Genomic DNA, 24,683 nt, shown 5'->3' on the forward strand with positions numbered 1-24,683 from the left:
ATCAGCGATAGAGGATCTGCGCCTTGGAGCGCAGTTCGTCGATGTACTTCTTGTCGTTGGCGCTAACGCCCTGGGCATTCGACTTGCCGAGATCTTCTGCGCGGAAAACGGCTGCTGCGGCAATGTCGTCGTTCACCTGGCGCTGCGAGCAGATGGCAACATATTCAACGCCACGATCGGTCACGATCGCATCGGTCGTGTTACCCTTTGCCTTCTCCAGCAGCGGCTTCCAAGCTTCCGGAAGGTCGGGGGCGAGCACGCGGCCGAGATCCTGAACGGAGACGTCATGCATGGTCGCGGCAAAGACCTTGGCTTGGTCGCAACCGGGGAACTTCGCTCGCGAGGCTTCCGCTTCGGCCTTGCGTTTGCCGAGAATGGCGTTGCGCTTTGCACTCGGAACGACGAAGACCATCTGCTTCAGGAAATATTCCGTCGTGACCGGCTTCGTCTTGTTTTCCGTCATGCGCGTCACGAGGTCGTCATTCGACATGCGGCCGCCGCTCGAGCCGAAGCGGGCATTGACGACGCGCGGCCAGCTCATGGAAATGGCGATATAGGATTTGAAGTGGTCGACGGTGACGCCCATCTTGTCCAGGATCTGTCCAAGCTGCTGCGGCGACATTTTGTTGCTGGCGGCAAAGCGGGCGAAGGCGTTGTCGACATCTGTCGTCGATACCGACATGCGGACGCGGGAGATTTCCGCGCGCTTGAGCGTCTCATCGACGAGCTGCTGCTGCGCCAGCTTGTTGAGGTCACCTTTCGCGTGCTGCAATTTCAGGAAGTTGACGCGCTTGGCGATATCGCCCGATGTGATCACCGTGTTGTTGACGACGACCTTCACCTCACTTGCCGCGAAGGCAACATCGCTGCTTGGTATTGCGAAAGAGGCCATAACCAACGCTACGGCGCCGAATAGCGCAGCGCGCATCGGTGTCTTTCCAGAGAACATCAATTACCCCTTCCCAAAGGTCTTTGTCCGCATCGCGTCACATTGGGACGCCCTTGGCGCAATACGGCAATTTCGCGCCAATATCTACAACAAGCACGACGAATTGCAAAATCCTTGCGGCGAAACAATGACGCGGAGGGAAATGCGATCCATTCAAAGCAAAAGGGCCGGCTTCAGAGCCGGCCCTTTTGGATTTGAGTGATCAGAACGTAGCGTCCTGAACGTTGCCAAGATTGACGTCGCCGAGCGTACGGAACGTTATGCGGGCGCCGATAGACCAGTCGCTGCCCGATTGGTTCGTCGAATCCTTCTTATCCAGGAAGGAGACGCTGAAGATCGTGCATTCATCCTCATAGGACAGACCGATGCCCTGGCGGGTGATCTCGCTGTCATTGAGATCATAGCTGACCGTACCGAAGACGGACCAATAGTTCTTGAACTTGATCTGTGCGCGGGTCTGGATTTCGTCCTGATCCGAGGTGAAGCCATATTGCGGCTGAGCGGCGATATGGGTGTAGGTCACCGACGTCTGGAAGGCGTCGTTCGCATAGCCGACCTGGGTATCGCCGCGACGGAATGCAAAATCCTTTTCGTCGAAGCGGTAGGACTGCGAAAGCGAGATGCCCTGCGGCGTGGTGAGGCCGAACATCGTCACATAGTCGGAGCGGGTGGTTTCAAGCCCCGAATCCGAACCGGCACCGACCAGATCGTCGGTTGCGAAGGAGTTTCGTCCGGCAAGCTGGTAAGATTGGCCGAAGATGTGCTGCAACTTATAGCCACTGTCGAAGCTGCCCGTATAGCGCCAGCCCACGTTGGCACGAGTGCCGCCTTCTACACGGTCGAAGCCGGAGAATTTGTCGCGATCGAACAGGTTGGTCGCATCGAAAACAAAGCTCTGCGCATCTTCGTTCGGCAGACGCCCCGCAAGTTGCTCATCAGGGCGCACATAGACTTGCGCGATCGGCTCGAACACATGCGTGCTGTTGCTCGTGGTGATGAGGAACGGGTACTTGGCTTCGAGGCCAGCCGTCACCATACCGCGTGTCGCATAGTCGCTGGTGTCGTAGTTGCCGGAATAGTCGCCGTTAGGCGGATCCATATCTAGGCCAAAAACGTCGCCACGAGCTGCGGCAAGCGGAGTCAAGACCAAACCCTGATCGGTCGTGAAGGTACGTTGCCACTGTAGCTCGGTCGTAAGACGCGTATAGCTTCCGGAAAGACCAAGGAAACGGTCGTTCAGGCTTGCGTCGCCGAGACTGGCGACGTTGTCGAGCGTTGACGCCTTGTCACGCGACAAATGCGTGAAGTTCATGGTCGCGGACAATTCGCCGCCATACACCGAGTTCGGATCGACATAGTGATAATCGAGGCTCGGATAGACCACGGCTTGCTGCTTTTCAGCAGTGCTGTTGTTATCGGCATCCTGAATGTCATAGTAGAAGGCGCGCATATCGAAATAATTGCGCTTGCCGAGACCCGTCAAATAGATGTCGTTCGTGTGCGTGCTCTGGCTGAGGCCTTGCAAGCCGTAGGTGCGCGAAAAGTTATTGTCGCTTTGCGCCATGACATCCCAGCCGAATGTCCAGCGAGGATTGATTTTGAAATCAGCCTTCGACGCGATCACGCCGCGAGTCTTGTGCTCAGCATCACTGGTATTGGCGGTGAACTGATCGGGGCTCATCTGGTTGATACCGGCAACGCGCAGAATATGCGTACCGTTTTCAAACCGTTGCCGGAATTCGCCTTCGAGCAGCAGGCCTTGGCTTGTATAGCCGGTAGCGCTGATCGTCGCGTCCATGCTCGGCGAGATGACGTAGTAGTAAGGAACCTTCAGGCCAAAGCCGAGGTTCTCCGAGATGCTCATCGACGGAAACAGGAAGCCCGACTTGCGCTTCACCGTATTGTCTGGAACTTCGATCCACGGAACGTAGGCGATCGGCTGGCCGAACAGTTCGAAGCGGGCATGCTCGAGACGGACGGTATGCGTCACGCCGTTCTGCACCACGCGCTGAGCCTTGACCTGCCACAGCGGCGCGCGGCCCTGCTCGGAGCACGGCAGACAGGCGGTGTAGACACCCTTCGTCAGGATCAACTGATTACCGCCGACACGTTCGCCCTTTTCGGCGGCCATGCGGGTATTGTCAGGCATTTCGATGCGCAGAGCGTTGACGAAACCGTCGGAGAAACTGTCGGTGACATCCATTTTGTCACCGTACATACGGTTGCCGTCCGGGCTGATCAGCTCGACATTGCCGATCGCCGTCATGCGCCCGCTTTTTTGATTATATTCAACCTTTTGCGCGACCATCTTGTAGCCGCCATAGTTGATCTGAACCGCACCGCTGGCGGTAACGATTTGCGTATCCTTATTATAGACCAATTCGTTCGACGAAAGGATCAGCTTGGAGCCTTCCGGTACTTTGACCTTGACGGGAGAGGTCGCAGCGCCGGCGCCGCCGTTATTATTGTTGTCCTGGGCGTAAGCTACGACCGGGCTCATGACAAATGCATACGCAGCCGCGCCCATGACGAGGGCAGCGACAAATTCCCTGATACTCTTGCGGTTGCCTGCCGCCACTTAGCCGTCCTCCTGATGAAGCAGGATCGTTGCTCCGAATGCCAAAGCGACGATCACGGGTATCCATGTCGCCACGAAAGGAGGAACCACTCCGCTGCTCCCGAATGCCTTTACCAGCACGGTGACAACATAAAGCACGAAGCCTGAGAGGATTCCACCCAGAATCACGGAGCGCGATTGGTTGAATCTACTGAATTTTAACGAGACGGTGGCTGCGATCAGAGTCATCGCCACCAAAAGGAATGGCTGCGACAGCAGGGAGTGAAATTGGGTCTCAAGAGCTTTGGTTGAGATGCCAAAAGACTTTGCTATCTGTATTCGATTAGAAAGATCATAAAAAGCAATGGTTTCAGGCTGCGCCAAACGCTCTGAAACGAAATCCTGTTTCAGATTCGTACGAACCTGTGTCGTGTTTTTATGAACGGGAATTTCGCCCGGGCTGCGCTCGACAACACCGTTAAGAAGCCAGTAACCATTTTCCAACTTTGCCGACTGGGCGTCCTGCCTGAGAACGATATTCCCCTGTGAATCAAAGTGGATAAAGACAACGTTCATCAGCGTCGTGCCGTTGTCGAGAACGGCCTTGGCGCCAATGATGATGTCGTCTTTGCCATTCGATTGGCGCAGCCACGGGATGGAAAGTGTGTTGTGATAGGACGGGTCGCCGCGCAGGTCGGCTTCCATCGTTTCCGCCTGCTTTTGTCCCCATGCCGCAACCGGATTGAGGGCAAACATGGTCAGGAGGCCGACAAAGAAGGCGCCGACCACGAAGGGCGTCATGAATTGCCAAACGGAGATGCCGGCGGCACGCGCAATCACGAGTTCACGACGCCGGTTGAGCGCGATCAGCACCGTCATGCCGACGAAGAGGGCAATGAACGGCACTGTCTGCTGCAGGATGAACGGCAGTCTGACGGCCGTCATCAGCAAACCTACCCTGACCGTGTATCCGGGAAGGCCCGCAAGCCTTCCGGCGGTCTCGCTGAAGTCGACGAGATAAACGATCGAGATCACGCCGAGGAAAAACCAGAAGGTCGTCACGACGTAACGCATGAAGAAGTAGCGGCCGAGCGTATTGAAGATCATGCGCTGCCCCCATTGGAGCCGCCGGGCGCCGGCATGCGATCTTGAATCTTCTGCCGCCAGCTACTGAAGCGGTTGCGGATCGACGTCGGCATCGACATCTTCCGGTTCCTGAACAGCAGGGCGATTGCAATCAGGGCCGCGCCGATGTTGGCCGCGTAGAGGACGCCGATGAAATAGGGGGCATTCTCAATCTGGTTTGCCGCATAGAAATCCGCCCAGCGCAAGGCAAAAGCAATCGTAAGCGCCGACACCATCGGATGCAGCCGGGCCTCGCGATGGGATCGCGCATCGCCGGCGATGACCAGGGATATCAGGGCAAAGATTGCGGGCAATGCCCAGTCGGTAAGACGCCGGTGTAGTTCCGAGCGATAGCCGCCTGGTTTTGCTTTATAATCCGCATCGTTCGGGTCCGGATTGAGCAGGAAGCCGAGACCACGGTCGCCGGCGCGCAGCGTTGCTTGGCCGCGGCTCTGCGTCATGTCGGAAAGATCGAAGGAATAGGAGTCGAATTTGATGACGGAGACGTTGCCGTCAGGCGTCTTGCGGTGAACTTCACCGTCCTTCATCAGCAGCGACGTGCCGCTCGCATCGACGGCGCCTTCCTTGGCGTAATAGATGAGATCGAAGCCAGGATCGCGCGAATCCACCACGAACAGGCCCTTCAGGATTCGTCCCGACATGCGCTGGGTGATCTGCACATAAAGCCCGTCTTCGATACGCCGGAAATTCTTCTCTTCGATAACGGTCGAGAGCAGGTCGGCATAGGCTTCGGCGACCATCTCGCGGGCGGCGACGCGCGCCTTCGGCTCGACCATATTGTCGACGACGAATGAGAAAACGCTGATAGCTATCGCGAGAATCATGATCGGGCGGATGATGATGCTGCGTCGTGCGCCTGCCGCCTCCATGACGGTCAGCTCCGAATCGCTGTTCATCGCCGTCAGCGTCTGCGTAATGCCGATCACCAGAGCAAAAGGCAGGACCACGGGGATGATCGTCGGCAGGATGAGCGTCGCGAGCTTGGCAAATGAGCCAATCGACTGGCCGCTATCGGTCACGAGATTGATGCGCTGCAACACCTGGGTCGTCCAGATGATGGCGAGCACCGGCAGCAGCGCTACCAGGAACATCATGCCGACACGCCGTACGATATATGTTTCGAATAACTTCATGCCGGCCCTTAAACGCAACACTCCGCGGTGTGAGCCGGCAGAGATTCATCCTCCTCTACGCCGTTTGCGTTTTTTTGGCGACAGCCCACTCGCAAAAAATTCGTTAATTTTCTGAATTTCTTCTGCTGTGTGTCGTTTGGGATAACGCCATGAGAGCGGAGAATATGACAAGCGAGGAAAGCCAGCCCAAAACGGCATCCGAGAGGTAGTGACCGCCGAAAGCCACTCTTAAAGCCGGAATAAGAATCGAGATGGCTGCGATCGGCAGGGCAAGGGCCGTCCGCGCAGGCTGCGGTATGATGAAGATCAGGCAAAACAGCCAGCCGGCAGCGGCCGCTTCGCCGGAAATGAAGGAGCAGTTGCTGGCGCATTTTCCGGCAAAGGAACCGGCGTGAACGAAATCGAGCAGGCCGCCGAAGAGGTCGGTCTGTCGTGGCCGAGGGCGGCCGGAAAAGGCCTTGAGCCAGAGATTGACGATCAGCACTGGGCCGAGAAGCAGTGAGCCAAGCGCGATTTTCAGATTGCGGGCACGCAGCGTCTTGAAGGTTGCGCCATGCTGCTGCCAGCACAGGACCAGCATCCAACAGAGAGCAATCGCGACGACATAGGGAACCTGAAAGAAAATCTCCCTGAGCAGGCGCATGTGCGGATCGTCATTATAAGGAAAAATACCACAGACCTGGCCGGGCCTGATGGGAAGGACGCATTGCTCCGGCAGGAAAAACACATTGGCGACGGCAAGATCGATCTGCGGAAGAATTGAAAACAGCCCAAGCAGTATCCACCAGAGGCAAAAGAGAAAGACGAAAGCATCGCCTGCCGTGCGCGGTCGCAGGATTTCGGGGAAACGATCCCGGCGATCGAAGCTGGTGAAGTCTATGATCAAGGCGATGTTCCGATAGATGATCGCGCCGCGCAGGCGGCGATACCCAATACATGCGTCGGCAAACTAGCGGCGATCGATGACAGGGATTTGAAGGCCTCAGAGGTGTTTCTTCGGGGAATGCTTCGCCAAAAGCTTGTATTTGATAGGGAAACCTTGAATGATCGGGAGTGTATAATTCTATTTTGCACTACGCGTTTATCGGAGCAGAAATGTCTGTGAAATTCGAGATTTCCTTTGCTAAATCGGTCCGGCTGAATGGCGGTTTGGCCATTCTCCTGAAAGACACGGATAGCGAGTTGCCGGCAGGGGCCGAAAGCGCCGATCCGGCGAATGTTTTCGCCAAGGCCGCACGGATCGCCCGGTTCACAGCCAAAGGCTTGAGCAGCCTCGATATCGTCGCGCCCGAAGGCGCGCCGGTCGACCGGATCATCGTTATCGGCACCGGTAAGGCGAAGGAACTGAGTGCGCATGACTGGCTGAAGCTCGGCGGCGGCGCGGCTGCGAAAATTCGCAATGTCGACAAGGCTGCGATCTTCATCGATGTGCCTGGCGCTGAGGCCAAGGCGGCCGCCGATTTCGCCCTCGGCATGCTATTGCGCGCCTACAGCTTCGATACCTACAAGACCAAGAAGAACGACGACGAGGACAAGAACGGCACGCCGAAGTCCGTCAAGGTGACCATCGTCACCTCGAATGCCGTTGCCGCCAAGAAGCTCTTCGCCGCATCGGAAGCGATTGCCGACGGCGTGATTCTGGCTCGCGATCTCGTCAACGAGCCGCCGAATGTTCTCGGCCCGGTCGAGTTTGCCGCCAAAGCCAAGGGGCTGGAAAAGCTCGGCGTCGAAGTGGAGATCCTGACGGAGCGGGAAATGCGCCGGCTCGGCATGGGTGCACTGCTTGGCGTAGCGCAGGGTTCCGTGCGTCCGCCGCGCCTGGTGATCATGCAGTGGAAGGGCGGCAAACCGAAGGACAAGCCGGTTGCCTTCATCGGCAAGGGCGTGGTGTTCGACACTGGCGGCATTTCCATCAAGCCGGCTGCCGGCATGGAGGATATGAAGGGCGATATGGGCGGGGCTGCCGCCGTGACAGGCCTGATGCATGCGCTCGCCGCGCGCGAAGCCAAGGTCAATGCCATCGGCGTCATCGGCCTAGTCGAAAACATGCCCGACGGCAATGCCCAGCGTCCTGGCGATATCGTCACCTCCATGTCCGGTCAGACGATCGAAGTGATCAATACGGATGCCGAAGGCCGGCTCGTACTCTGCGATGCGCTCTGGTACACCAATGACCGCTTCAAGCCGCAGTTCATGATCAACCTCGCGACGTTGACCGGAGCCATTCTCGTGGCGCTCGGCAATCTACATGCAGGCCTGTTCAGCAATGATGAAAAGTTGGCAAACGAACTGACCGCCGCCGGCCTTGCCACCAACGAGCGCCTGTGGCGCCTGCCGCTTGGCAAGGACTATGACAAGATGATCGACAGCAAGTTCGCCGACATGAAAAACACCGGCGGGCGCCATGCCGGCTCGATCACTGCCGCGCAGTTCCTCAAGCGTTTCGTTCAGGAAACGCCCTGGGCACATCTCGACATTGCTGGCACGGCCATGGGCTCGATCCAGGATGAGATCAATCAGTCCTGGGGCTCGGGTTTCGGCGTACGCCTGCTCGATGAGCTGGTTCGCCAGAACTACGAATCGTGACCTTCGAAAGCGTTTGAGATAGAAGGAACGGCATGACCGACGTTCTCTTCTATCACCTGACCGAATCGAAGCTGGAAGATGCCCTGCCGCCGCTGATCGACAAAAGCGTCGAGCGCGGGTGGCAGGTCGCCATCCAGGCGCGCGAAGCGGCGCGGCGGGATGCTCTCGACGCACATCTCTGGACCTATCGCGAAGACAGTTTTCTGCCGCATGGCACGGATGATGGAGAAATGCCGGATAAGCAGCCGGTGCTGCTGACTGTCTCGCCTGACAACGCCAACAACGCCACGGTCCGCTTCTTCGTCGATGGCGCCGAAGCCTCGGATATCGAGAATTACCAGCGCGTTGTTTTCATGTTCGACGGCTACGACCAGGAGCAGTTGGAAGGTGCCCGCGCGCAGTGGAAGAAGCTGAAGGGCGAGGGGCATAACCTCACCTATTGGCAGCAGACGCAGGATGGACGCTGGGAAAAGAAGGCGTGATGGAGTTTGATTACGGCTCTAGTGACGGAATCGTCTAGGGCGAGATTGTCGCTATCCGCCCTTGCCCCTTGAGGCTCGCCTGCAACCTCCGCACCTCGGGGCGAGGTGACCACGGAGCCAGTTGTGCGAAGAGGCGCGCTCACGGTAGGCGCGCCTCCTGCCTATCTCAATCGTGGAAAGCCTCGACGAACTTGCGCTTGCCGAGCATGAAGGCGTCGGCGACGTGGCGAAGCGGGGCCAGGTCGACATCCGACGTGCCGGCTTTGACGATCTCGGCGAAGCGGCGATAGAGCGAAGGATACTCAGCCTCGGGGGCGGTGAACGTCAAAGCGCCGTTCACGGAAAGCTTCGAGCCGCCCTCGGAGAGCACCATCTGGCCGGCTTCGGTTTCTGCGACGATATCCCAGCTCTGCTTACCGGTCTGGCGCCAGTCGAATTCCGCATGGACAGGAAGTCCCTGGCCACTCTTGAACTGCAGGTCGGCCGCAATTGGTGAATCGCGGTTTTCGGGGAATTCCAGCACTGCGCCCGTCAGGAACAGCGGCGGCAGGATGTGGGTGACGATCGACAGCGCATTGATGCCGGGATCGAAGACGCCGAGGCCGCCGGCCTGCCAGATCCATTCCTGATTCGGATGCCAATGGCGCACGTCTTCCTTCCAGATGACATGGGCGCTCTTGATCGTCGTGCCGGCGAGGAAAGCCTTTGCAGCCTCGACGGCCGGCGCATAACGCGAATGCCAGCTTGCGAAGAGAGAAACGCCCTTTGCCTTTGCGAGCGCTTCGAGATCGGCAACTTCGCTCAGCGTGGCGCCCGGCGGCTTTTCCAGGAAGACATGCTTGCCGGCTTCGAGAGCCTTATAGGCTGCCTCGTAGCGATATTGCGGCGGCATGCAGAGCGAGACGGCATCGATCCCCGGAACGGCATCCAGCATAGCCTCGATGCTGGTGAAGGCCGGGATGCCGTCCACCGTGCCGTGACGGCTCGCCGTGGCGATCAGTTTGAAATCTGAATTGTTCGCGATGGAAGGAAGATGCTGATCGCGGACAATTTTGCCGACGCCGACGATGGCGAGGTTGATGGGGGACATGGGGTGTCTCTCGATTAGTATGATTATTGCGTGATCTTTTATCAGAATGCAGCGGGTGGGCAAGACCGGCAAGCGTAAATGCGAGCGATCCACCGGATGCCTGAAGCGCTGAACTCAATTCTCGCGCGGCTTCATGATCGTCTCCCGAAGGAAACTGTAGCCCAGCGCGATGCGCGCCGCGAGCTGCGTCGACGCGCCGTCGCCCCCATGGCCGCCCGAGTGGAATTCGTGGAACAGCGGATGATGGCCGAGTTCCTCCATGCGTGCCGCAAAGCGCCGCGCATGCGAGGGATGAACCCGGTCGTCATTGCTGGAGCTCTCGATATAGATGGGCGGATAGGTGATCTCCGAAGCCGGCTTGAGATTGTGCAGCGGCGAATAGGAAAGCAGATAGTCCCGATCCGCCTGGTCGTCGGGATCGCCATATTCGTCGATCCAGGCCTTGCCGGCCGGGAAGACATGAAAGCGGCTCATGTCGAGCACCGGCACCTGACACCAGATCGCGCCGAAGTCTCGCGGATAGCGCGTTAGCATCACGCCGGTCAGCAGCCCGCCATTGCTGCCGCCATTGGCAGCTATGCGCGACGGCTTGGTATAACCGCGAGCGACGAGATCGCGGGCGACGGCAACAAAATCGGCAAAAGCCCGGTGGCGGCCATGGCCCTTGGCGGAACGATGCCAGTTGGGGCCGAGTTCGCCGCCGCCGCGGATATAGGCTTGCACATAGGCGCCGCCCTGTTCCAGCCAGCGGCCGGTGACGCCGGAATATTGCGGACGGACCGAGAAATAGAAGCCGCCATAGCCGTACATCAGCACCGGCAGTTCGCCTTGGGTCCATGTCTTCGGCAATACCAGACGGTACGGCACCTTCGTGCCGTCTTCGGAAGTCGCCTCGAGCAATTCCGAGGTCATGCCGTCGCTATCGAAATAGGCCGGGGAGCTCGCCGTGTGAATAAGTTCGAGCAGCTTTCTGCGGTCAGCCAGTTCCAGACGGTAGCAGGAGGGCGGCTGCAGGAAGCCTTCGCCATAGACCTGCAGCGTGTCGTCGCCGAGATGGAGATCGGAATAAAGCGGCCAGACCGTTACCGTCTGGACATCTGCCGGCAGCGCGATTTCCTGGATCTCGGCATCCGCCCTGGTCAAGTCGAAGACGAAAAGGCGGGGCTGCAAGTTGTCGGAGACGACGAAGACGCACCATTCGCGCATCAGCAGGAATTGCGACACCGACTGCCGCTCGCCGGGTGAAAACAATATGCGCATCGCCTCGGCGCCGGGATCGCCGGCCTGCCGCGGCAAGGGTTGCAGCGCAAGGCTGCCGGCGGGTATGCGCTCGTCGGTCTTGGCGAGCCAGAGACAATAGGAATAGCTGAGCTGGACGTCGATGTCCCTCGGCAGATCGATCCGCCGCAGCGAAAAATCCTCCTCCTTGATGAAGACGCTGGAGTTGCCGATTTCGTGGCCGGAGATGAACAGGCGGATCGGCTTGGCCGTACCTTTCTTTGCTGTGCCGGCGAGCACGGGATCGAAGACCAGGCAGGAGCCGTAGACGTCGGTGTCAGCGGTGGCGTAGAGCAGGGGGGCCTTTGCTGGTGGCTGGCCGCGTTTCAGACGACGGCCGACGCGAGGCCAGCCGGAGCGCGTCGAGGAGAGGCGGTCGATCGAGCCGAAATAGGCGATTTCGTCGCGGCTGAGCCAGGTGGCGTGGCAACGCGTCGGCGGCGTGTCGAAGCCGCCTTCGACGATGCTCTTGGTTTCGCAATCGAACTCTAGCAGGCGTCCAAGATCGGAGCCGCCGTCGGAGAGGCAAAGCAAGACCCGCGTCGGTTCCCAAGGACAGGTGATTGCGCCGCGCCAAAGCCAAAGCTTGTTTTCTGATGCGCAGAAAGCGTCGAGATCGAAGATCGGCTCCCAGGGCGCGTCGGGCGAAGGGGCGACATTGGCGGGCAATCGGAACCACATGCCGAGGGGATGATCCGCGCTGCGGTGGAAGTCGAACAGCCACTTGCCGCGGCGCACCACCTGGATCAGCCGGTCTTTCCGCTCGATCAGAGCCTTGATTGCCGCGCTATCCACCTCGAACTCAGGCGTCATCAGAGTCTGTTCAGACTGTGCATCCCTTTCAGCGACGAATTGCAGTGTCAGTGGATCGTCGTCATGCTCGAGATGGAGGTTCATAAGGGGCCTGATATGCGATTGATGATGTGACTCAAATATAATCAAATCAAAATACATTCGGGGAAGCAACAGTGCTTCCCCGAATGTGTTCCATTATGCAGTTTTCTGGCGTTTATCCCGCCTCAGCGCACAACCCTGGCGCTGGCCTGGGCGATCAGGTTAGTTGCAGGCGCGGAGGTGCCCTTGTACTTCAGCGTCACGACCTTGTAGCCCTCTCTTTCGAGGCGCGTCAGAAGGGTCGGCAGCATGGTGGCCGTGCGCTGATGGATGTCGTGCATCAGGATGATGCCGCGGCCGCGCTGGTGCAACTGGTTCATGGTGCGGGTTACAACGGCTGACGGCGACGAGTTGAAATAGTCCTTGCTGTCGATATCCACATCCATGATGACGAGATCACGCATGGCGACGGCGGTACGCAGGCGCTTGGAATCGGCGAGGTAGGGGAAGCGGAAGAAGGAAACATCCGTACCGATGACCTTGGCGACAGCATGTTCGCCGCGGGTGATCTCGGCCATCGCCATGTCGAAGCTCATCTTGTCGAGATCGGGATGGCGGAAGGTATGGCTGCCGATCGTGTCTCCGTCGGCTAAGACCTTGCGGGCGGTGGCCGGGTGCGCTTCCGCCATCTCGCCAACCATCATGAACGTCGCCTTGACGCCGAATTTGTCGAGCGTGGAGAGGATGCGCTCCGTCTTGCCCGGCGCCGGACCGTCGTCGAAGCTAAGAATGACTTCCCTGTCATCCAGCTTGAGATCGTGCAGCGAGGACACTTCCAAGGTCCGCCCGACCAGGTGATGCGGGCCGCCGGTATCGCCCGTTTCTCGAGTTTCAAGCTCGGCGCCAGCCCATTTCGTTGGCTCCATGTCGACGGGGTCGCTTGCCTTCAACGGCTTACGGTGCGGCTCTTCCGCAGCAAAACTCGTCTTCAGCGACGCGTCGCCGCCCGGTTTGGTTGCGCAGCCGGCAAGAGATAAGGACACGGCAAAGCCGGCCAGGAGAAGACGGAAGGTCATCGGAATCGCTCAACAATACATTAATGAATGTTGGGCGCATTTTTTCCGATTATGGTTAATGATCGGTTAGTTTTGACGCACGGATGCCACAGGAATTAACCGTTTTTAGAGCGCCACGCGTTCATTCGAACGAGCAAGGATTTCTATAACGCTTTGAAATATAGGCATATTATCCGTTTTCGGGTGCTTTCACTCGAAAACGGGATGTTTTAACCAGCCATCCCGGTTTCATATTCAGACGAAAGCTCCAGCCATTGCTCTTCGGCGACGGCTAGCTTTTCCGCCGCGTCGGAGCGCTGTTTGGCTTTCTCGGCGGCCTTGGCGGGTGCCTTCTCATAGAGGGCAGGATCTGCAAGTTCCGCATCAAGCGCCTGAATCAGTTTCTCCAGCTTGCCGGTCAAGGATTCGATTTCGTTGATCTTTTTCTTGAGCGGCGCGAGCGAGGCGCGGCGGTCGGCATTGAGTTTTCGTTGATCCGCCTTGGAGACGGAATCGTCGGCGCCGTTGATCTTGCCCTTGTCGTCCCTCGGCTTCGGGCTGGCGACGACGAGGCTGCGATAATCTTCCAGGTCGCCGTCGAAGGTGGAAACCGTGCCGTCGCCCACCAGCCACAGCCGGTCGACCGTCGCCTCGATGAGATGGCGGTCGTGCGAGATCAGGATGACCGCGCCGGAATAGTCATTCAGCGCCTGGATCAGCGCATTGCGACTGTCGATGTCGAGATGGTTGGTCGGTTCGTCGAGGATCAGAAGGTTCGGTGCATCGAAAGCGGCAAGCCCCATCAGCAGCCGCGCCTTTTCGCCACCGGAGAGGTCCTTCACCTGCGTGTCCATCTTCTCGGTCGCAAGGCCCATCTGGGCGACACGGGCGCGTACCTTTGCCTCCGGCGCGTCGGGCATGCGGCGGCGCACATGCTCGACGGCGGTCTGGTTGGGCACGAGGTCGTCGAGCTGATGCTGGGCAAAGAAGCCGATCTTCAGGTTCGGCGCCAGCTTCACATCGCCGCTTTCGGCATCGAGGCGGCCGGAGACGAATTTCGCGAAGGTGGATTTGCCGTTGCCGTTGGAGCCGAGCAGGGCGATGCGGTCATCGGCGTCGATGCGCAGATTGAGGCGCTTCAGGATCGGCTTGCTGGGCTCGTAGCCGACCGCGCCGCCGGTGACGGCGATGATCGGCGATGCCGCCTGCTTTTCCGGCTCGGGAAAGCTGAAGCCCATCACATGATCTTCGATGACGGCGGCAACCGTGCCCATGCGCTCCAGCGCCTTGACGCGCGATTGTGCCTGACGGGCCTTCGTCGCCTTGGCCTTGAAGCGGTCGATGAAACTCTGCAGGTGCTTGCGCGCCGCCTCGTTCTTCGCCTTCGCCTTCATCTGCAACTCGTTGGCCTCCGCCTTCTGCCGCTCGAACTGGTCGTAGGAGCCGCGATAGAAGGTGAGCTTCTTCTGGTCGAGATGGACGATCGAATTGACAGCCGTGTTCAACAGGTCGCGGTCATGCGAGATGATGATGACCGTGTGCGGATAGCGGCGGATATAATCTTCCAGCCAGAGCGTGCCTTCGAGGTCGAGATAGTTGGTCGGCTCGTCGAGCAGCAGCAGGTCCGGCTCGGAGAACAGCACTGCCGCGAGCGCCACGCGCATACGCCAGCCGCCGGAAAAGGAGGAGGCGGGGCGATGCTGGGCTTCATGGTCGAAACCGAGGCCGGCGAGAATACTGGCGGCGCGCGCTTCGGCCGAATGGGCGCCGATATCGGCAAGGCGCGTCTGGATGTCGGCGATGCGATGTGGATCGGTCGCCGTTTCGGCTTCCGCAAGCAGAGCGGAGCGTTCCTTATCGGCCTTCAGAACGATCTCGATCAGCGGCTCCTCGGTCCCTGGCGCTTCCTGCGCCACCTGGCCGATGCGAGCATTGCGCGGAATGGAGACCGAGCCGCTTTCGGCGGCGAGATCGCCGGTGATCACGCGGAATAGCGTCGACTTGCCGGCGCCGTTCTTGCCAACAAGCCCCGCTTTGGTGCCCGCCGGAAGCGTCACGCTGGCATGGTCGATGAGGAGGCGGCCGGCAATGCGGGCGGAAAGTTCGGAAATCGAAATCATGGCGCGGTTTTGGCCGAACTCCGCGCCGAAGGCAAGAGCCGGAGAGCTTAGACGCGGGTGCCGCGCGCTTGCGGCGGCAGGCCCGCGCAGTCCCTCAGCCTCTCCGTCAGTTCTGTTTCGTAGAGCAGCAGATTGCTCAGCGACGCATTGAGGCTGTCCATGGCGGCGGCGACATGCGGCGTCGTTTCGATCTCGCGGGCAAAGCTCTGTTTCCTCATCAGCCCCTCGGCCAGTTGCTCGGCCACTTCGCGCAGCATCTCGGCCGCATCGGCCTCGGATTTCCGGGCGACCAGGCTGCAATGGCTGACGAGGCGATGTTTCAAGCCGATATCGTCGAGACTGGCTTGCGAAGGGGAGGGGCCGAGCGCTGCGATCTCGTTGGCGATCCGGCGATCCGAGCCGTGGAGCGCTTCATGGAAGAGCTGGTAGTTGCGCGGCAGCGCCTTCACCTTCAGCTTGGCCATATGGCGACCGATCATCTCGAGGTCGGTGGCCGCCTCGCTGTCGTCATTGCCGATGGGATATGCCGAAACACGTGCCTGCGAACTCTTCATGCCTACTCTCTGCTCACCCGCGAACTGATATATTTGCTGAATTTGCAGGGGCGCAGGTTAAGGCAACATGAACGGACCGTTCATACCGACGTTATCTTGCAACAAAATTAGACAGTCGAACAACGCCAAACTGTATTGGGGAAAGGTCGGCTCGCGCCACGCTTCACATCCAACGCGTCCCATCCGTGCGCAGGAAATAAATCAGATCGAGACCCAGCGATGGTTTGCCCATCACTGTCAGTATCATATGGCATTGGCCACGATGGTGGGTCTGGTGGTTGAAGAAGTGCGCGACGGCTGGCCCCAACGGATGGGTAATGGTGGTCCCCGGCTGGATGATAGGGGTGTAGATGATGTCTGCAGCAAGTACGTCACTATCGAGCGTATCTCCCCAATCGATGATGCGCTGGTCTTCAACCACCCGAGCGGCACGAAGATCCTCGAGAGTGTCGTGCAATATGATGTCCAAGGCCGTCGGCATGTCTCCTGTGCCGGTGAAACGATGCATCCAAGCGCGATCGCCGACCAGGATATGATTGAGCGTGCCATGCAGCGAGCCGAAAAATGCGCCGCGGTTCTCGCGATATTCGGCGTCGCTGAGTTGGGCGGCGGCATCGTAAAGCAGGGCGTTGGCCCAGCGGTTGTAGTCGGCGAGCATTCTGTAATGCCTCTGCATCCTCATCTTCCTCCAGGAACAATGAAGCAAGCCTAGAATAGAAAGGCGTAAATGGGGCTGATGGCGCCCACAAAATTTGCTGATGGGATTGCCCAACTGGCCTTCGGCCTCGCTCCGAATCGGGCATCCGGACTGTGACAGCCGCGTGAAATTGGCGCGTCCCCCTTGTTTTCAGGCTGTGGGGCGGGTAAAGACCGCCCACTTTTCTCTGACGACAAGGAATTGACCCATGGCGATTGAACGCACTTTTTCGATGATCAAGCCGGACGCAACCAAGCGTAACCTGACCGGCGCCATCACCAAGATTTTTGAGGACAATGGCCTGCGCGTCATCGCTTCCAAGCGCGTTTGGATGAGCAAGCGCGAAGCCGAAGGCTTCTACGCTGTTCACAAGGACCGTCCCTTCTTCGGCGAACTCGTCGAAGGCATGATCTCCGGCCCGACCGTCGTTCAGGTTCTGGAAGGCGAAGGCGCCATCCTGAAGAACCGCGAAATCATGGGGGCGACCAACCCGGCCAACGCTGCCGAAGGCACGATCCGCAAGATCCACGCTCTGTCGATCGGCGAAAACTCCGTTCACGGCTCGGACGCTCCGGAAACCGCTGCGATTGAAATCGCCTACTGGTTCTCCGAAACCGAAATCGTCGGCTGAATCAATCACCCAGCCTTCGCGCTGAAGAGATTGAATTGATAGAAGAAAGCCGGGGTCTTGTGCCTCGGCTTTTTTCATGCCGGACAGGCTTCGTCGTGCCCATAGTCGATGCTGCCGTCGGCTTTGAAGACATCCGGGTTCTTCGTGTAACTCGGGCCGACCACAAGCGGCCTCGTCGGCAGCACGGTCTGGTCGAGATCGGATTTCACCTCGGTCTTGATGCTCTGGATGGTCTTGTCGCTGGCATCGACCAGCTTGATCGAGACGGAATAGGGGCGGTCCTTGCGCACGCAGTGCAGATCCGGGCTTTCGAGCGTGATCTTGTCCCAGAACGTGTAGATCTTCTCCCGCACCACCAGGGGATCGCCACCCATCGGATTTTCGAACTCCGCGACTGCCGTCGTGCCTTCCGGGATCGGCGCGATCTTCTTCAGCGTGATCATGTAGCTCGCAGTCGCGACGCGATAGTTGAAGACGAAGAGCCGGCCGCTGAGTTCGGTCGGACCGTTTTCCGCCTGCCGCTGGCAGCCGGCAAGTGCAAGGCCCGCAAGTGCGGCCATCAAAACGATCGCCTGGGTTCTCATGGTGCACTCTCCTCCTTCTTGCGGCGATAGTGCCGGTTTGCCTTGGCGCGGTTGCCGCAGACCGCCATGTCGCACCAGGCCCGGCTTTTGTTCTTGCTGCGGTCGATAAACAGCCAGCCGCAGTTGCGGCAGATTTTCATGCGGTCCGGATCGGGCATGGCAAGGAGCCGCAGCGTCGAATGCACCGTTGCGGCATCGAGCCCATCGGGCGAGGCGGCCCGCCGCAGCACCTTCGACTGCGCCTCCAATAGATCGGCGAGCAGCGCGTCAGCATCACGGTCGAGAACGCGGGCGCGAAAATAGCCGTCGATCGCCTCACGCAGATCGATGAAGCCGGACTTATTCTCTTGCTGCACCGGCAAGATATCGCCGAACAAAGTACGTTCGGCGCAGAAGTTGACCGCCGCTTTCGGAAAACTTTCCATCTGCCCCAGCGCCTCGAAACGATCGATGCGCCGCTCGTCGTCGTGGCGCATTATAACGCTGTTGGCGACGTCCAGCGCCAGTGCGCCGCCGGAAAACCGATGTGGGGTCCAGGAAAAACTCATGCTCAAAATTATAACTGGTAAAATGGATTTTACTAGTTACTATTCATCGACATCCGGAGGTTCTATGGCCTATCTCCTGCAGCAATTGGCGAATGCCGTTCCGCTCGCAGCACTCTATGCGGCGCTGGCTTTCGGCTATGCCGTTGCCTTCGGTGTGATGAAGCGGGCGGATATCACCTATGGCGCGCTTTTCGCCTTCTCCGGTCAGATGCTGGTCCTGTTCACGGACGTCGGCTACACGAGGATGTTTCTCATTCTGCCGGCCGCACTCGCCTTCGGTGGTGCCGTCGCGCTTGTCTATACGTTGGGGACGAGCCTTCTCATCGGCCGCTCGGTCATGCTGCCGCTGTCGCGCAAATCGCCCAATACGATCATCGTCGCAGCGCTTGGCATGATGATCATATTGATGGAGACGGCGCGGCTGGCCTCCAATACGCGCGGCATCTGGCTGCCGCCTTTCCTGAATGACATGATCGTCTTCTGGGATAGCGGCGATTTCCGCGTCACGTTGACCGAGATCCAACTCCTCAATACGGCGCTGATGGTTCTGGTCATCCTCGGAGGAACCTATGTGCTGAGATATACCGGATGGGGCCGCATCTGGCGGGCGGTGACGGATGATGCACTGGCTGCCGAGCTCTGCGGCACAAGCGCCAATCGGGTCTTCCTCCTGGCCTATGTCGCCTCGGCATTGGTCGCAACGGCCTGCGGCCTGCTGGCGACCTGCTATTACGGCACGATGGATTTCGGTGCCGGTCTGATGTTCGGCCTGAAAGTGCTGATGATTGCCGCTGTCGGCGGCTATTCCGATCCGCTGAAATCAGCCGGCGGAGCGGCGTTGCTCGGCCTGTTCGAAACCATGTGGGGCGCCTACGGGCCATTCCTGTGGCGCGATTTCGTGATCTTCTCGCTGCTCGTCCTGCTGCTGGTGTTGAGCCGGCGAGAGCGCGTGGTTCCGTAAGGATCAGTTTTCGTCGGTCCATTTGGCCCACGCGGCATCGTCCGCATCCTTGGCCGAAACCCAATCGCCTTCCTTGCCGTCTTTCGCATGTTCCTTCTTCCAGAACGGCGCCGAAGTCTTCAGGAAATCCATGAGGAAATTGGCGCCGTCGAAGGCGGCTTGCCGATGCGAGGCGGCGGCGATGACGAGAACGATGTTCTCTCCAGGCGCAATTTTGCCGTAGCGATGAATGGCGGTCAGGCCGCGAAGCTCGAAGCGTTCGATGGCGACCGTCGCGATGCGGGTGATCTCCGCTTCCGCCATGCCGGGATAATGTTCGAGTTCCAGTGCACCGAGCGCTCCGCCCTCGTCGCGGCAGAGGCCGGAAAAGGTGACGACCGCGCCGATATCATGACGCCCTCCTGTCAGGCGGTCGATTTCGGCCTGAAGGTCGAAATCCTCCCGCTGGACTTTGACGAATGGTGCAATCATTGGCAATTTCCTATCGCCCTCTGAAAGAGTTTGCCGAGACTCCCAGCCCTTCGCTAGGGCGTCCTGAGCCTGCCGAAGGAGCGTTCGTCGCTGCAATCGATTCACTGGATGGATCGATTGCTCGGGCTTTGCCCGACCGCTCCTCACCCACCCGTCATCGGCGGAAAGAGCCCGATCTCGCGGGCTCCAGCGATCGGCTCGTCATGGTCGGCATGCTCCATATTGATGGCGACGCGGATCGTCTCCGGAAACTGAAGTGCCGTCTCGTATTCCTCGCCCAAGCTCTTCAAATGATTCAGGAGATCGCCGACGGTGATCACTTCGGCGGGGAGCGAAATCTCTTCCTCACCCTTGCCGATCCGTTCGCGTACCCAGGCGAAATAAACGAGCTTCGTCATCATTCCTCATCCACGACATGCTTCAAACCGGCGCGGAAATAGTCGTAGCCGGTGTAGATGGTCAGCAGCGCTGCGACCCAGAGCAGGACGATGCCGATCTCCGTTGTATAGGGTAACACCTTGTCGCCTGCCGGCCCAGCCAGCAGGAAGGCGATGGCGACGAGCTGCGCGGTCGTCTTCCATTTGGCGATGCGCGTTACCGGCACGCTGACCTTCAGTGCCGCCAGATACTCACGCAGGCCCGAGACGAGGATTTCGCGGCAAAGGATGATGATGGCCGCCCAGAGCGACCAGCCGGCGATCGTGCCGTCGGCGGCGACCAGCAGCAGGATCGCGGAGACCAGCAGCTTGTCGGCGATCGGGTCCAGCATGCGGCCGATATTCGAGGTCTGATTCCAGATGCGCGCGAGATAGCCATCCAGAAAGTCGGTGATCGAGGCGATGATGAAGATCCAGAGCGCGACCCAGCGCGCGAAATCGGACCCTTCCAGTTTGCCTTCGATGAAGAAGCACAGGACGATCAATGGCACGCAGAGAATGCGGCCATAGGTGAGCAGATTGGGAATGCTATATGCGCGCGAAGCCATGGAAATCGTTTCGTTTCAGTTGTTTCGCTGGACCAAAATGGCCTTCCCCAAGGCGTCATCTCGTTCCAGCTATTTGATTTAGCATGATCTTATCCAAAAACCGTCCCGCACCTCTTGGGATCATGCCTTAGATGGCGGTTTGAGGAGCTTGCCGTCAATATTGTTTCTGTTTTTTCACCGCCATTACGTGGAATTTGCGACCAGCTTTTCCTATTTCGCGGCGTCCTCGTGAAAATGGTTATAGACCTGCCGCGCCACGGCTTCGGAAATGCCTTCGACGGCCATCAGGTCGGACAGCGCCGCGCGCGACACGGCCTTGGCGGTGCCGAAATGCTGTAGCAGCGCCCGCTTGCGCGAAGGGCCGATGCCGCCGATTTCGTCCAGCGGGTTTTTCACCATCTCCTTCTTGCGTCGTGCCCGGTGCGAGCCGATGGCGAAACGATGCGCCTCGTCGCGCATGCGCTGAATAAAGTAGAGCACGGGATCGCGCGGCGGCAGGGTGAAGCTCTCGCGGGCGGGCGGAAAGAAGCGCTCGCGCCCGGCGTCGCGGTCGACACCCTTGGCGACACCGATGGCGATGACGCTGTCGGTAATTCCGAGCTCTTCGAGAATGGCGCGCACCGCCGTCATTTGCCCCTGACCGCCATCGATAAGGATCACATCCGGCCAGGCGGGAAAGGGCTGATCCGCAGCATCGACGGCCGTGGTTTCCGCAGTGGGGCTGCGATCGGGTTTGCCCTCTTCCTTCAGTAGGCGAGAGAAACGCCGGGTCATGACTTCGCGCATCATGCCGAAGTCATCGCCAGGCGTGATATCGGTCGATTTGATGTTGAACTTCCGGTACTGGCCTTTAACGAACCCTTCCGGCCCGGCCACGACCATGCCGCCGACTGCATTCGTGCCCATGATGTGCGAGTTATCATAGATCTCGATGCGTTGCGGCACGTAGGAAAGCTGGAATGTTTCCCTGAAGCCTTCGAGCAGCCGCGATTGCGAGGCGGTCTCGGCAAGCTTGCGGCCATGCGCCTCGCGGGCATTGGCGACGACATGATCGACCAGATCGCGCTTCTCGCCACGCTGCGGAACAAGGATCGTCACCTTGTGACCTGCTTTTTCGCCAAGCGCGGCCGCCAGCAGCTCGATCTCCTCGACCGTCTCCGACAACAGGATCTGCCTCGGCACGGGCTTGTCGTCGTAGAATTGCGCCAGAAACGCATTCAGCACCTCGGCACCGGAAAGCGATGGGTCGGCTTTCGGGAAATAGGCGCGGTTACCCCAGTTCTGGCCGGTACGGAAGAAGAAGACCTGGATGCAGGAGATGCCGCCTTCGTGATGGATGGCGAAGACATCGGCCTCCTCGACGCCGGCGGGATTGATACCCTGATGGCTCTGCACATGCGACAGCGCCGCCAGCCGGTCGCGATAGACGGCGGCACGTTCGAAATCGAGGTCTTCGGCAGCAGCATTCATCGCTTCCGCCATGTGCGCCTTGACGTTCTGACTCTTGCCGGAGAGGAAGTCCTTCGCCTCCTGAACCAGCTCCGCATAGCCTTGATCGCTGATCTCGTAGGTGCAGGGGCCAGAACAGCGCTTGATCTGATAGAGCAGGCAGGGCCTCGTGCGTGTCTCGAAAACGCTATCGGTGCAGGTGCGGATCAGGAAGGCGCGTTGCAGCGAATTGATAGTGCGGCCAACGGCGCCCGCCGAGGCGAAGGGGCCGAAATATTCTCCCTTGCGGGCACGCGCGCCGCGATGCTTGAAGATCGCCGGTGCCCGATGATCGCCGGTGATGAGAATATAAGGAAAGGACTTGTCGTCCCGCAGCAATACATTGAAACGTGGCCGTAAGCGCTTGATCAGATTCGCTTCCAGCAGCAGCGCTTCGGTCTCGGTGCGGGTGGTGACGAACTCCATATTGGCGGTTTCGCGCACCATGCGGGCGATGCGATTGGAATGCACCCGGCCCATCGCATAATTGGCGACACGCTTCTTCAGGCTACGCGCCTTGCCGACATAGAGCACGTCGCCATTTTCATTGAACATGCGATAGACGCCGGGATTGTTCGGCAGCCGCTTGACGAATTCGGCAATCAGCTCCGCGCCCCGAAGGCCGGTCTCGTTCTTGCCGCCTTCGTTCCAGTCGACCGGCACAGCGGGGGAGGGGCCAGCATCGCCTTCCACCTCGACGTCGTCTTCAATGTCCTCTGATTCGTCATAGAGAATGCCGCCGTCGGGCAGCTTTCGTCCGTTCATTCCATGCTCTCCGACACGTCAGGCGTTTCCCAGGCAAGATGCTGGCCGCCATCGAGCGCTATCATTTGGCCCGTGATCGAAGGCGTGTCAAAAAGAAAGCGGACGGTGCGACCGAATTCGTCGAGCCCGGGCGCTGCCTTCAATATGAGACCATCGATCTGCGCCTGGAAGTCCTCTTCCGTCTGGCGGACGCTGCGCACCGTCGGACCCGGGCCGATGGCATTGACGCGGATATCAGGCGCAAAGCTCTGCGCCATCGTCTGGGTCGCCGTCCACAGGGCGGCCTTCGACAGCGTATAGGAATAGAAGCGCGGGTTCAGCGCCCAGACGCGCTGGTCGATAATATTGACGACCAGCCCCGGGATACCCTTCGGAAGCTGCCGTGCGAAATCCGCAGCAAGGATCGAGGGCGCACGGACATGCACGGCAAAATGCGCGTCGAAAGCCTCGGCGTCGAAACGATCGGCAGAATCACCCCGGAAAACCGAGGCGTTGTTGACGAGAAGATCCAGCGGTCCAAGCTCTGCAACAGCCCTTTCGATCAGCGTCGATGTCTCCGCCGAATTTTGCAGGTCGGCCTTGATCGCAATCGCCTTTCTGCCCCGTTGCCGCAATTTCGCCACGACTTCGGCTGCCTCGTCCAGCGATTGATTGGCATGCAGCGCGACTGCAAAGCCGTTAGCCGACAAATCCTCAGCGATCGCCCGGCCTATTCTTTTTGATGCACCCGTTATCAGCGCGGTGCGTAGTTTTTCCTGGCTCAAGATGTTGCCTTTTCGTCGCCATTACCCAACTCGCACTCATATAGGGCGCCGATACACCATATGAAAAGGTGTGTCCTGCACGACAGTCGGTAGCAATGACTTATGTAAAGCTTCAGTTATATTTCGATAAAAATAAGTATACATGCTTTAACCACTCATTATGGTTAACAATTCCTCTGTTGCGCTGAAGCAACATCGAAATTCAGCCACCTCTGTGCCACAATGATATCATATTTTAGCTCTTCGAATTCCTCAATTGCATTCCAATTTCAGTCCCGATCCGGGAGGGACATCTTGTAATTGCTCGTGGTGCTTCGAGGTCATCAGTAGACGAAGAACACGGGACTGAAAGGAGAAAAGTATGCGTACTCTCATCACGACCCTCATGGTCTCTGGTTTTGCTCTCGGCGGCTTCACGGCGGCTCATGCAGCCGACGCTGTGGAGCAGGTTCCGCAGCCGCCCGTCGCTCAGGAAGCTCCGCCGGTTGTCAACAACTGGTCCGGTTTCTACATCGGTGGCGCTGGCGACTGGAATGCCGGTCACTTCAACCACAACGGCAACTCCTACGCCTTTGGCGGTGACGCTTTCACCGGCTACAACTGGCAGCAGGGTCAGATCGTATACGGCGTTGAAGGTGACCTCGGCTATGCCGACTCCGACTCGACCCGCAATGGTCTCACTGCCAAAAACGGCGTAAACGGCTCCGTTCGCGGCCGTATCGGTTACGACTTCAACCCGTTCATGCTGTACGGCACGGCCGGTCTGGCAATCGGCCAGAACAAGCTTGAAGACGCTACCTCGTCTGAAAGCAAGACGGCTGTTGGCTACACGGTCGGTGCAGGTGCTGAAACCTTCATCACCAACAACATCACGGCTCGTCTCGAATACCGTTACACCGACTACGGCAAGAAGGACTTCAACCTCGACTCCGGCAGCTTCTCGCGCGGCTACGACGAGCAGAGCGTTAAGGTCGGTATCGGCGTCAAGTTCTAATAATTTGATGG

Annotated in this window: 23 protein-coding genes; 5 read left to right on the forward strand and 18 right to left on the reverse strand. The window is 59.0% G+C overall.

Annotated elements, in window-relative coordinates:
• Position 1: 1 nt before the first annotated feature.
• The 5 genes from GGD50_RS03035 to GGD50_RS03055 form a co-directional block, all read right to left on the reverse strand.
• Positions 2–892 (reverse strand): SurA N-terminal domain-containing protein, encoded by an 891-nt coding sequence (locus GGD50_RS03035; protein ID WP_245407463.1) that lies wholly within the window; start codon positions 890–892, stop codon positions 2–4.
• Positions 893–1,151: 259 nt separating this feature from the next.
• Entirely contained in the window at positions 1,152–3,527 is a 2,376-nt protein-coding gene (locus GGD50_RS03040) for an LPS-assembly protein LptD (RefSeq protein ID WP_107107627.1), read from the reverse strand.
• Positions 3,528–4,613, reverse strand: coding sequence for an LPS export ABC transporter permease LptG (gene lptG, locus GGD50_RS03045; RefSeq protein WP_107107628.1), 1,086 nt, complete (start codon positions 4,611–4,613; stop codon positions 3,528–3,530).
• Entirely contained in the window at positions 4,610–5,785 is a 1,176-nt protein-coding gene (locus tag GGD50_RS03050) for an LptF/LptG family permease (protein WP_107107629.1), read from the reverse strand. The genes lptG and GGD50_RS03050 overlap by 4 nt, the downstream gene beginning before the upstream one ends.
• A gap of 103 nt (positions 5,786–5,888) precedes the next feature.
• Positions 5,889–6,671, reverse strand: a complete 783-nt coding sequence (locus GGD50_RS03055; RefSeq protein WP_107107630.1) for a phosphatase PAP2 family protein — start codon at positions 6,669–6,671, stop codon at positions 5,889–5,891.
• Between the two features lie 209 nt (positions 6,672–6,880).
• Here GGD50_RS03055 and GGD50_RS03060 point away from each other — a divergent pair, with 209 nt between their 5' ends.
• Together GGD50_RS03060 and GGD50_RS03065 are read left to right on the forward strand one after the other, a co-directional pair.
• Positions 6,881–8,371 (forward strand): leucyl aminopeptidase, encoded by a 1,491-nt coding sequence (locus GGD50_RS03060; RefSeq protein ID WP_107107631.1) that lies wholly within the window; start codon positions 6,881–6,883, stop codon positions 8,369–8,371.
• 32 nt (positions 8,372–8,403) lie between these two features.
• Positions 8,404–8,853 (forward strand): DNA polymerase III subunit chi, encoded by a 450-nt coding sequence (locus GGD50_RS03065; RefSeq protein WP_107107632.1) that lies wholly within the window; start codon positions 8,404–8,406, stop codon positions 8,851–8,853.
• Positions 8,854–9,019: 166 nt separating this feature from the next.
• Here GGD50_RS03065 and GGD50_RS03070 read toward each other — a convergent pair whose 3' ends face one another.
• The 6 genes from GGD50_RS03070 to GGD50_RS03095 form a co-directional block, all read right to left on the reverse strand.
• Entirely contained in the window at positions 9,020–9,943 is a 924-nt protein-coding gene (locus GGD50_RS03070) for a Gfo/Idh/MocA family protein (RefSeq protein WP_107107633.1), read from the reverse strand.
• Between the two features lie 114 nt (positions 9,944–10,057).
• On the reverse strand, positions 10,058–12,118 hold the full coding sequence (locus GGD50_RS03075; RefSeq protein ID WP_107107634.1) for a prolyl oligopeptidase family serine peptidase: 2,061 nt from the start codon (positions 12,116–12,118) through the stop codon (positions 10,058–10,060).
• 122 nt (positions 12,119–12,240) lie between these two features.
• Positions 12,241–13,131, reverse strand: a complete 891-nt coding sequence (locus GGD50_RS03080; RefSeq protein ID WP_107107635.1) for a polysaccharide deacetylase family protein — start codon at positions 13,129–13,131, stop codon at positions 12,241–12,243.
• A gap of 209 nt (positions 13,132–13,340) precedes the next feature.
• The gene (locus GGD50_RS03085) at positions 13,341–15,230 is read right to left on the reverse strand and encodes an ABC-F family ATP-binding cassette domain-containing protein (RefSeq protein WP_107107636.1); all 1,890 of its coding nucleotides are present in this window, start codon (positions 15,228–15,230) and stop codon (positions 13,341–13,343) included.
• 47 nt (positions 15,231–15,277) lie between these two features.
• Complete coding sequence (locus GGD50_RS03090; protein ID WP_107107637.1) at positions 15,278–15,784, reverse strand: hypothetical protein; 507 nt, start codon at positions 15,782–15,784, stop codon at positions 15,278–15,280.
• Between the two features lie 163 nt (positions 15,785–15,947).
• The gene (locus GGD50_RS03095) at positions 15,948–16,460 is read right to left on the reverse strand and encodes a DinB family protein (protein ID WP_107107638.1); all 513 of its coding nucleotides are present in this window, start codon (positions 16,458–16,460) and stop codon (positions 15,948–15,950) included.
• Between the two features lie 229 nt (positions 16,461–16,689).
• On the opposite strand from GGD50_RS03095, the gene ndk reads away from it, so the two are divergent.
• Positions 16,690–17,112, forward strand: coding sequence for a nucleoside-diphosphate kinase (gene ndk / locus GGD50_RS03100; protein WP_107107639.1), 423 nt, complete (start codon positions 16,690–16,692; stop codon positions 17,110–17,112).
• Between the two features lie 74 nt (positions 17,113–17,186).
• Here the strand turns inward: ndk and GGD50_RS03105 are convergent, their stop codons facing one another.
• Both GGD50_RS03105 and GGD50_RS03110 read right to left on the reverse strand, forming a co-directional pair.
• Positions 17,187–17,696, reverse strand: coding sequence for a hypothetical protein (locus tag GGD50_RS03105; protein ID WP_107107640.1), 510 nt, complete (start codon positions 17,694–17,696; stop codon positions 17,187–17,189).
• Positions 17,693–18,244, reverse strand: coding sequence for a CGNR zinc finger domain-containing protein (locus tag GGD50_RS03110; RefSeq protein WP_107107641.1), 552 nt, complete (start codon positions 18,242–18,244; stop codon positions 17,693–17,695). The genes GGD50_RS03105 and GGD50_RS03110 overlap by 4 nt, the downstream gene beginning before the upstream one ends.
• Before the next feature lie 64 nt (positions 18,245–18,308).
• Here GGD50_RS03110 and GGD50_RS03115 point away from each other — a divergent pair, with 64 nt between their 5' ends.
• A complete protein-coding gene (locus GGD50_RS03115; RefSeq protein ID WP_107107642.1) occupies positions 18,309–19,205 on the forward strand; it encodes a branched-chain amino acid ABC transporter permease in 897 nt (298 codons plus the stop codon).
• A gap of 3 nt (positions 19,206–19,208) precedes the next feature.
• Here GGD50_RS03115 and GGD50_RS03120 read toward each other — a convergent pair whose 3' ends face one another.
• The 5 genes from GGD50_RS03120 to GGD50_RS03140 all read right to left on the reverse strand — a co-directional run bounded on the left by GGD50_RS03120 (position 19,209) and on the right by GGD50_RS03140 (position 23,678).
• Positions 19,209–19,676, reverse strand: coding sequence for a molybdenum cofactor biosynthesis protein MoaE (locus tag GGD50_RS03120; RefSeq protein ID WP_107107643.1), 468 nt, complete (start codon positions 19,674–19,676; stop codon positions 19,209–19,211).
• 143 nt (positions 19,677–19,819) lie between these two features.
• Positions 19,820–20,074 carry a molybdopterin converting factor subunit 1 gene (moaD, locus tag GGD50_RS03125; protein WP_107108107.1) on the reverse strand — a complete coding sequence of 85 codons (255 nt, stop codon included), beginning with the start codon at positions 20,072–20,074 and terminating at the stop codon, positions 19,820–19,822.
• Positions 20,074–20,661 (reverse strand): CDP-diacylglycerol--glycerol-3-phosphate 3-phosphatidyltransferase, encoded by a 588-nt coding sequence (gene pgsA, locus GGD50_RS03130; protein WP_107107644.1) that lies wholly within the window; start codon positions 20,659–20,661, stop codon positions 20,074–20,076. The genes moaD and pgsA overlap by 1 nt, the downstream gene beginning before the upstream one ends.
• A 210-nt stretch (positions 20,662–20,871) precedes the next feature.
• A complete protein-coding gene (gene uvrC / locus GGD50_RS03135; RefSeq protein ID WP_107107645.1) occupies positions 20,872–22,914 on the reverse strand; it encodes an excinuclease ABC subunit UvrC in 2,043 nt (680 codons plus the stop codon).
• Positions 22,911–23,678 carry an SDR family oxidoreductase gene (locus GGD50_RS03140; protein WP_107107646.1) on the reverse strand — a complete coding sequence of 256 codons (768 nt, stop codon included), beginning with the start codon at positions 23,676–23,678 and terminating at the stop codon, positions 22,911–22,913. Before GGD50_RS03140 ends, uvrC begins: the two co-directional genes overlap by 4 nt.
• 361 nt (positions 23,679–24,039) lie before the next feature.
• On the opposite strand from GGD50_RS03140, the gene GGD50_RS03145 reads away from it, so the two are divergent.
• Positions 24,040–24,672: an outer membrane protein gene (locus GGD50_RS03145; RefSeq protein ID WP_107107647.1), complete on the forward strand. Its 633-nt coding sequence runs from the start codon at positions 24,040–24,042 to the stop codon at positions 24,670–24,672.
• Positions 24,673–24,683 lie beyond the last annotated feature (11 nt).

Origin of the sequence: Martinezella paranaensis (assembly GCF_014200235.1) — a bacterium.
Taxonomy (GTDB): Bacteria; Pseudomonadota; Alphaproteobacteria; order Rhizobiales; family Rhizobiaceae; genus Rhizobium; species Rhizobium paranaense.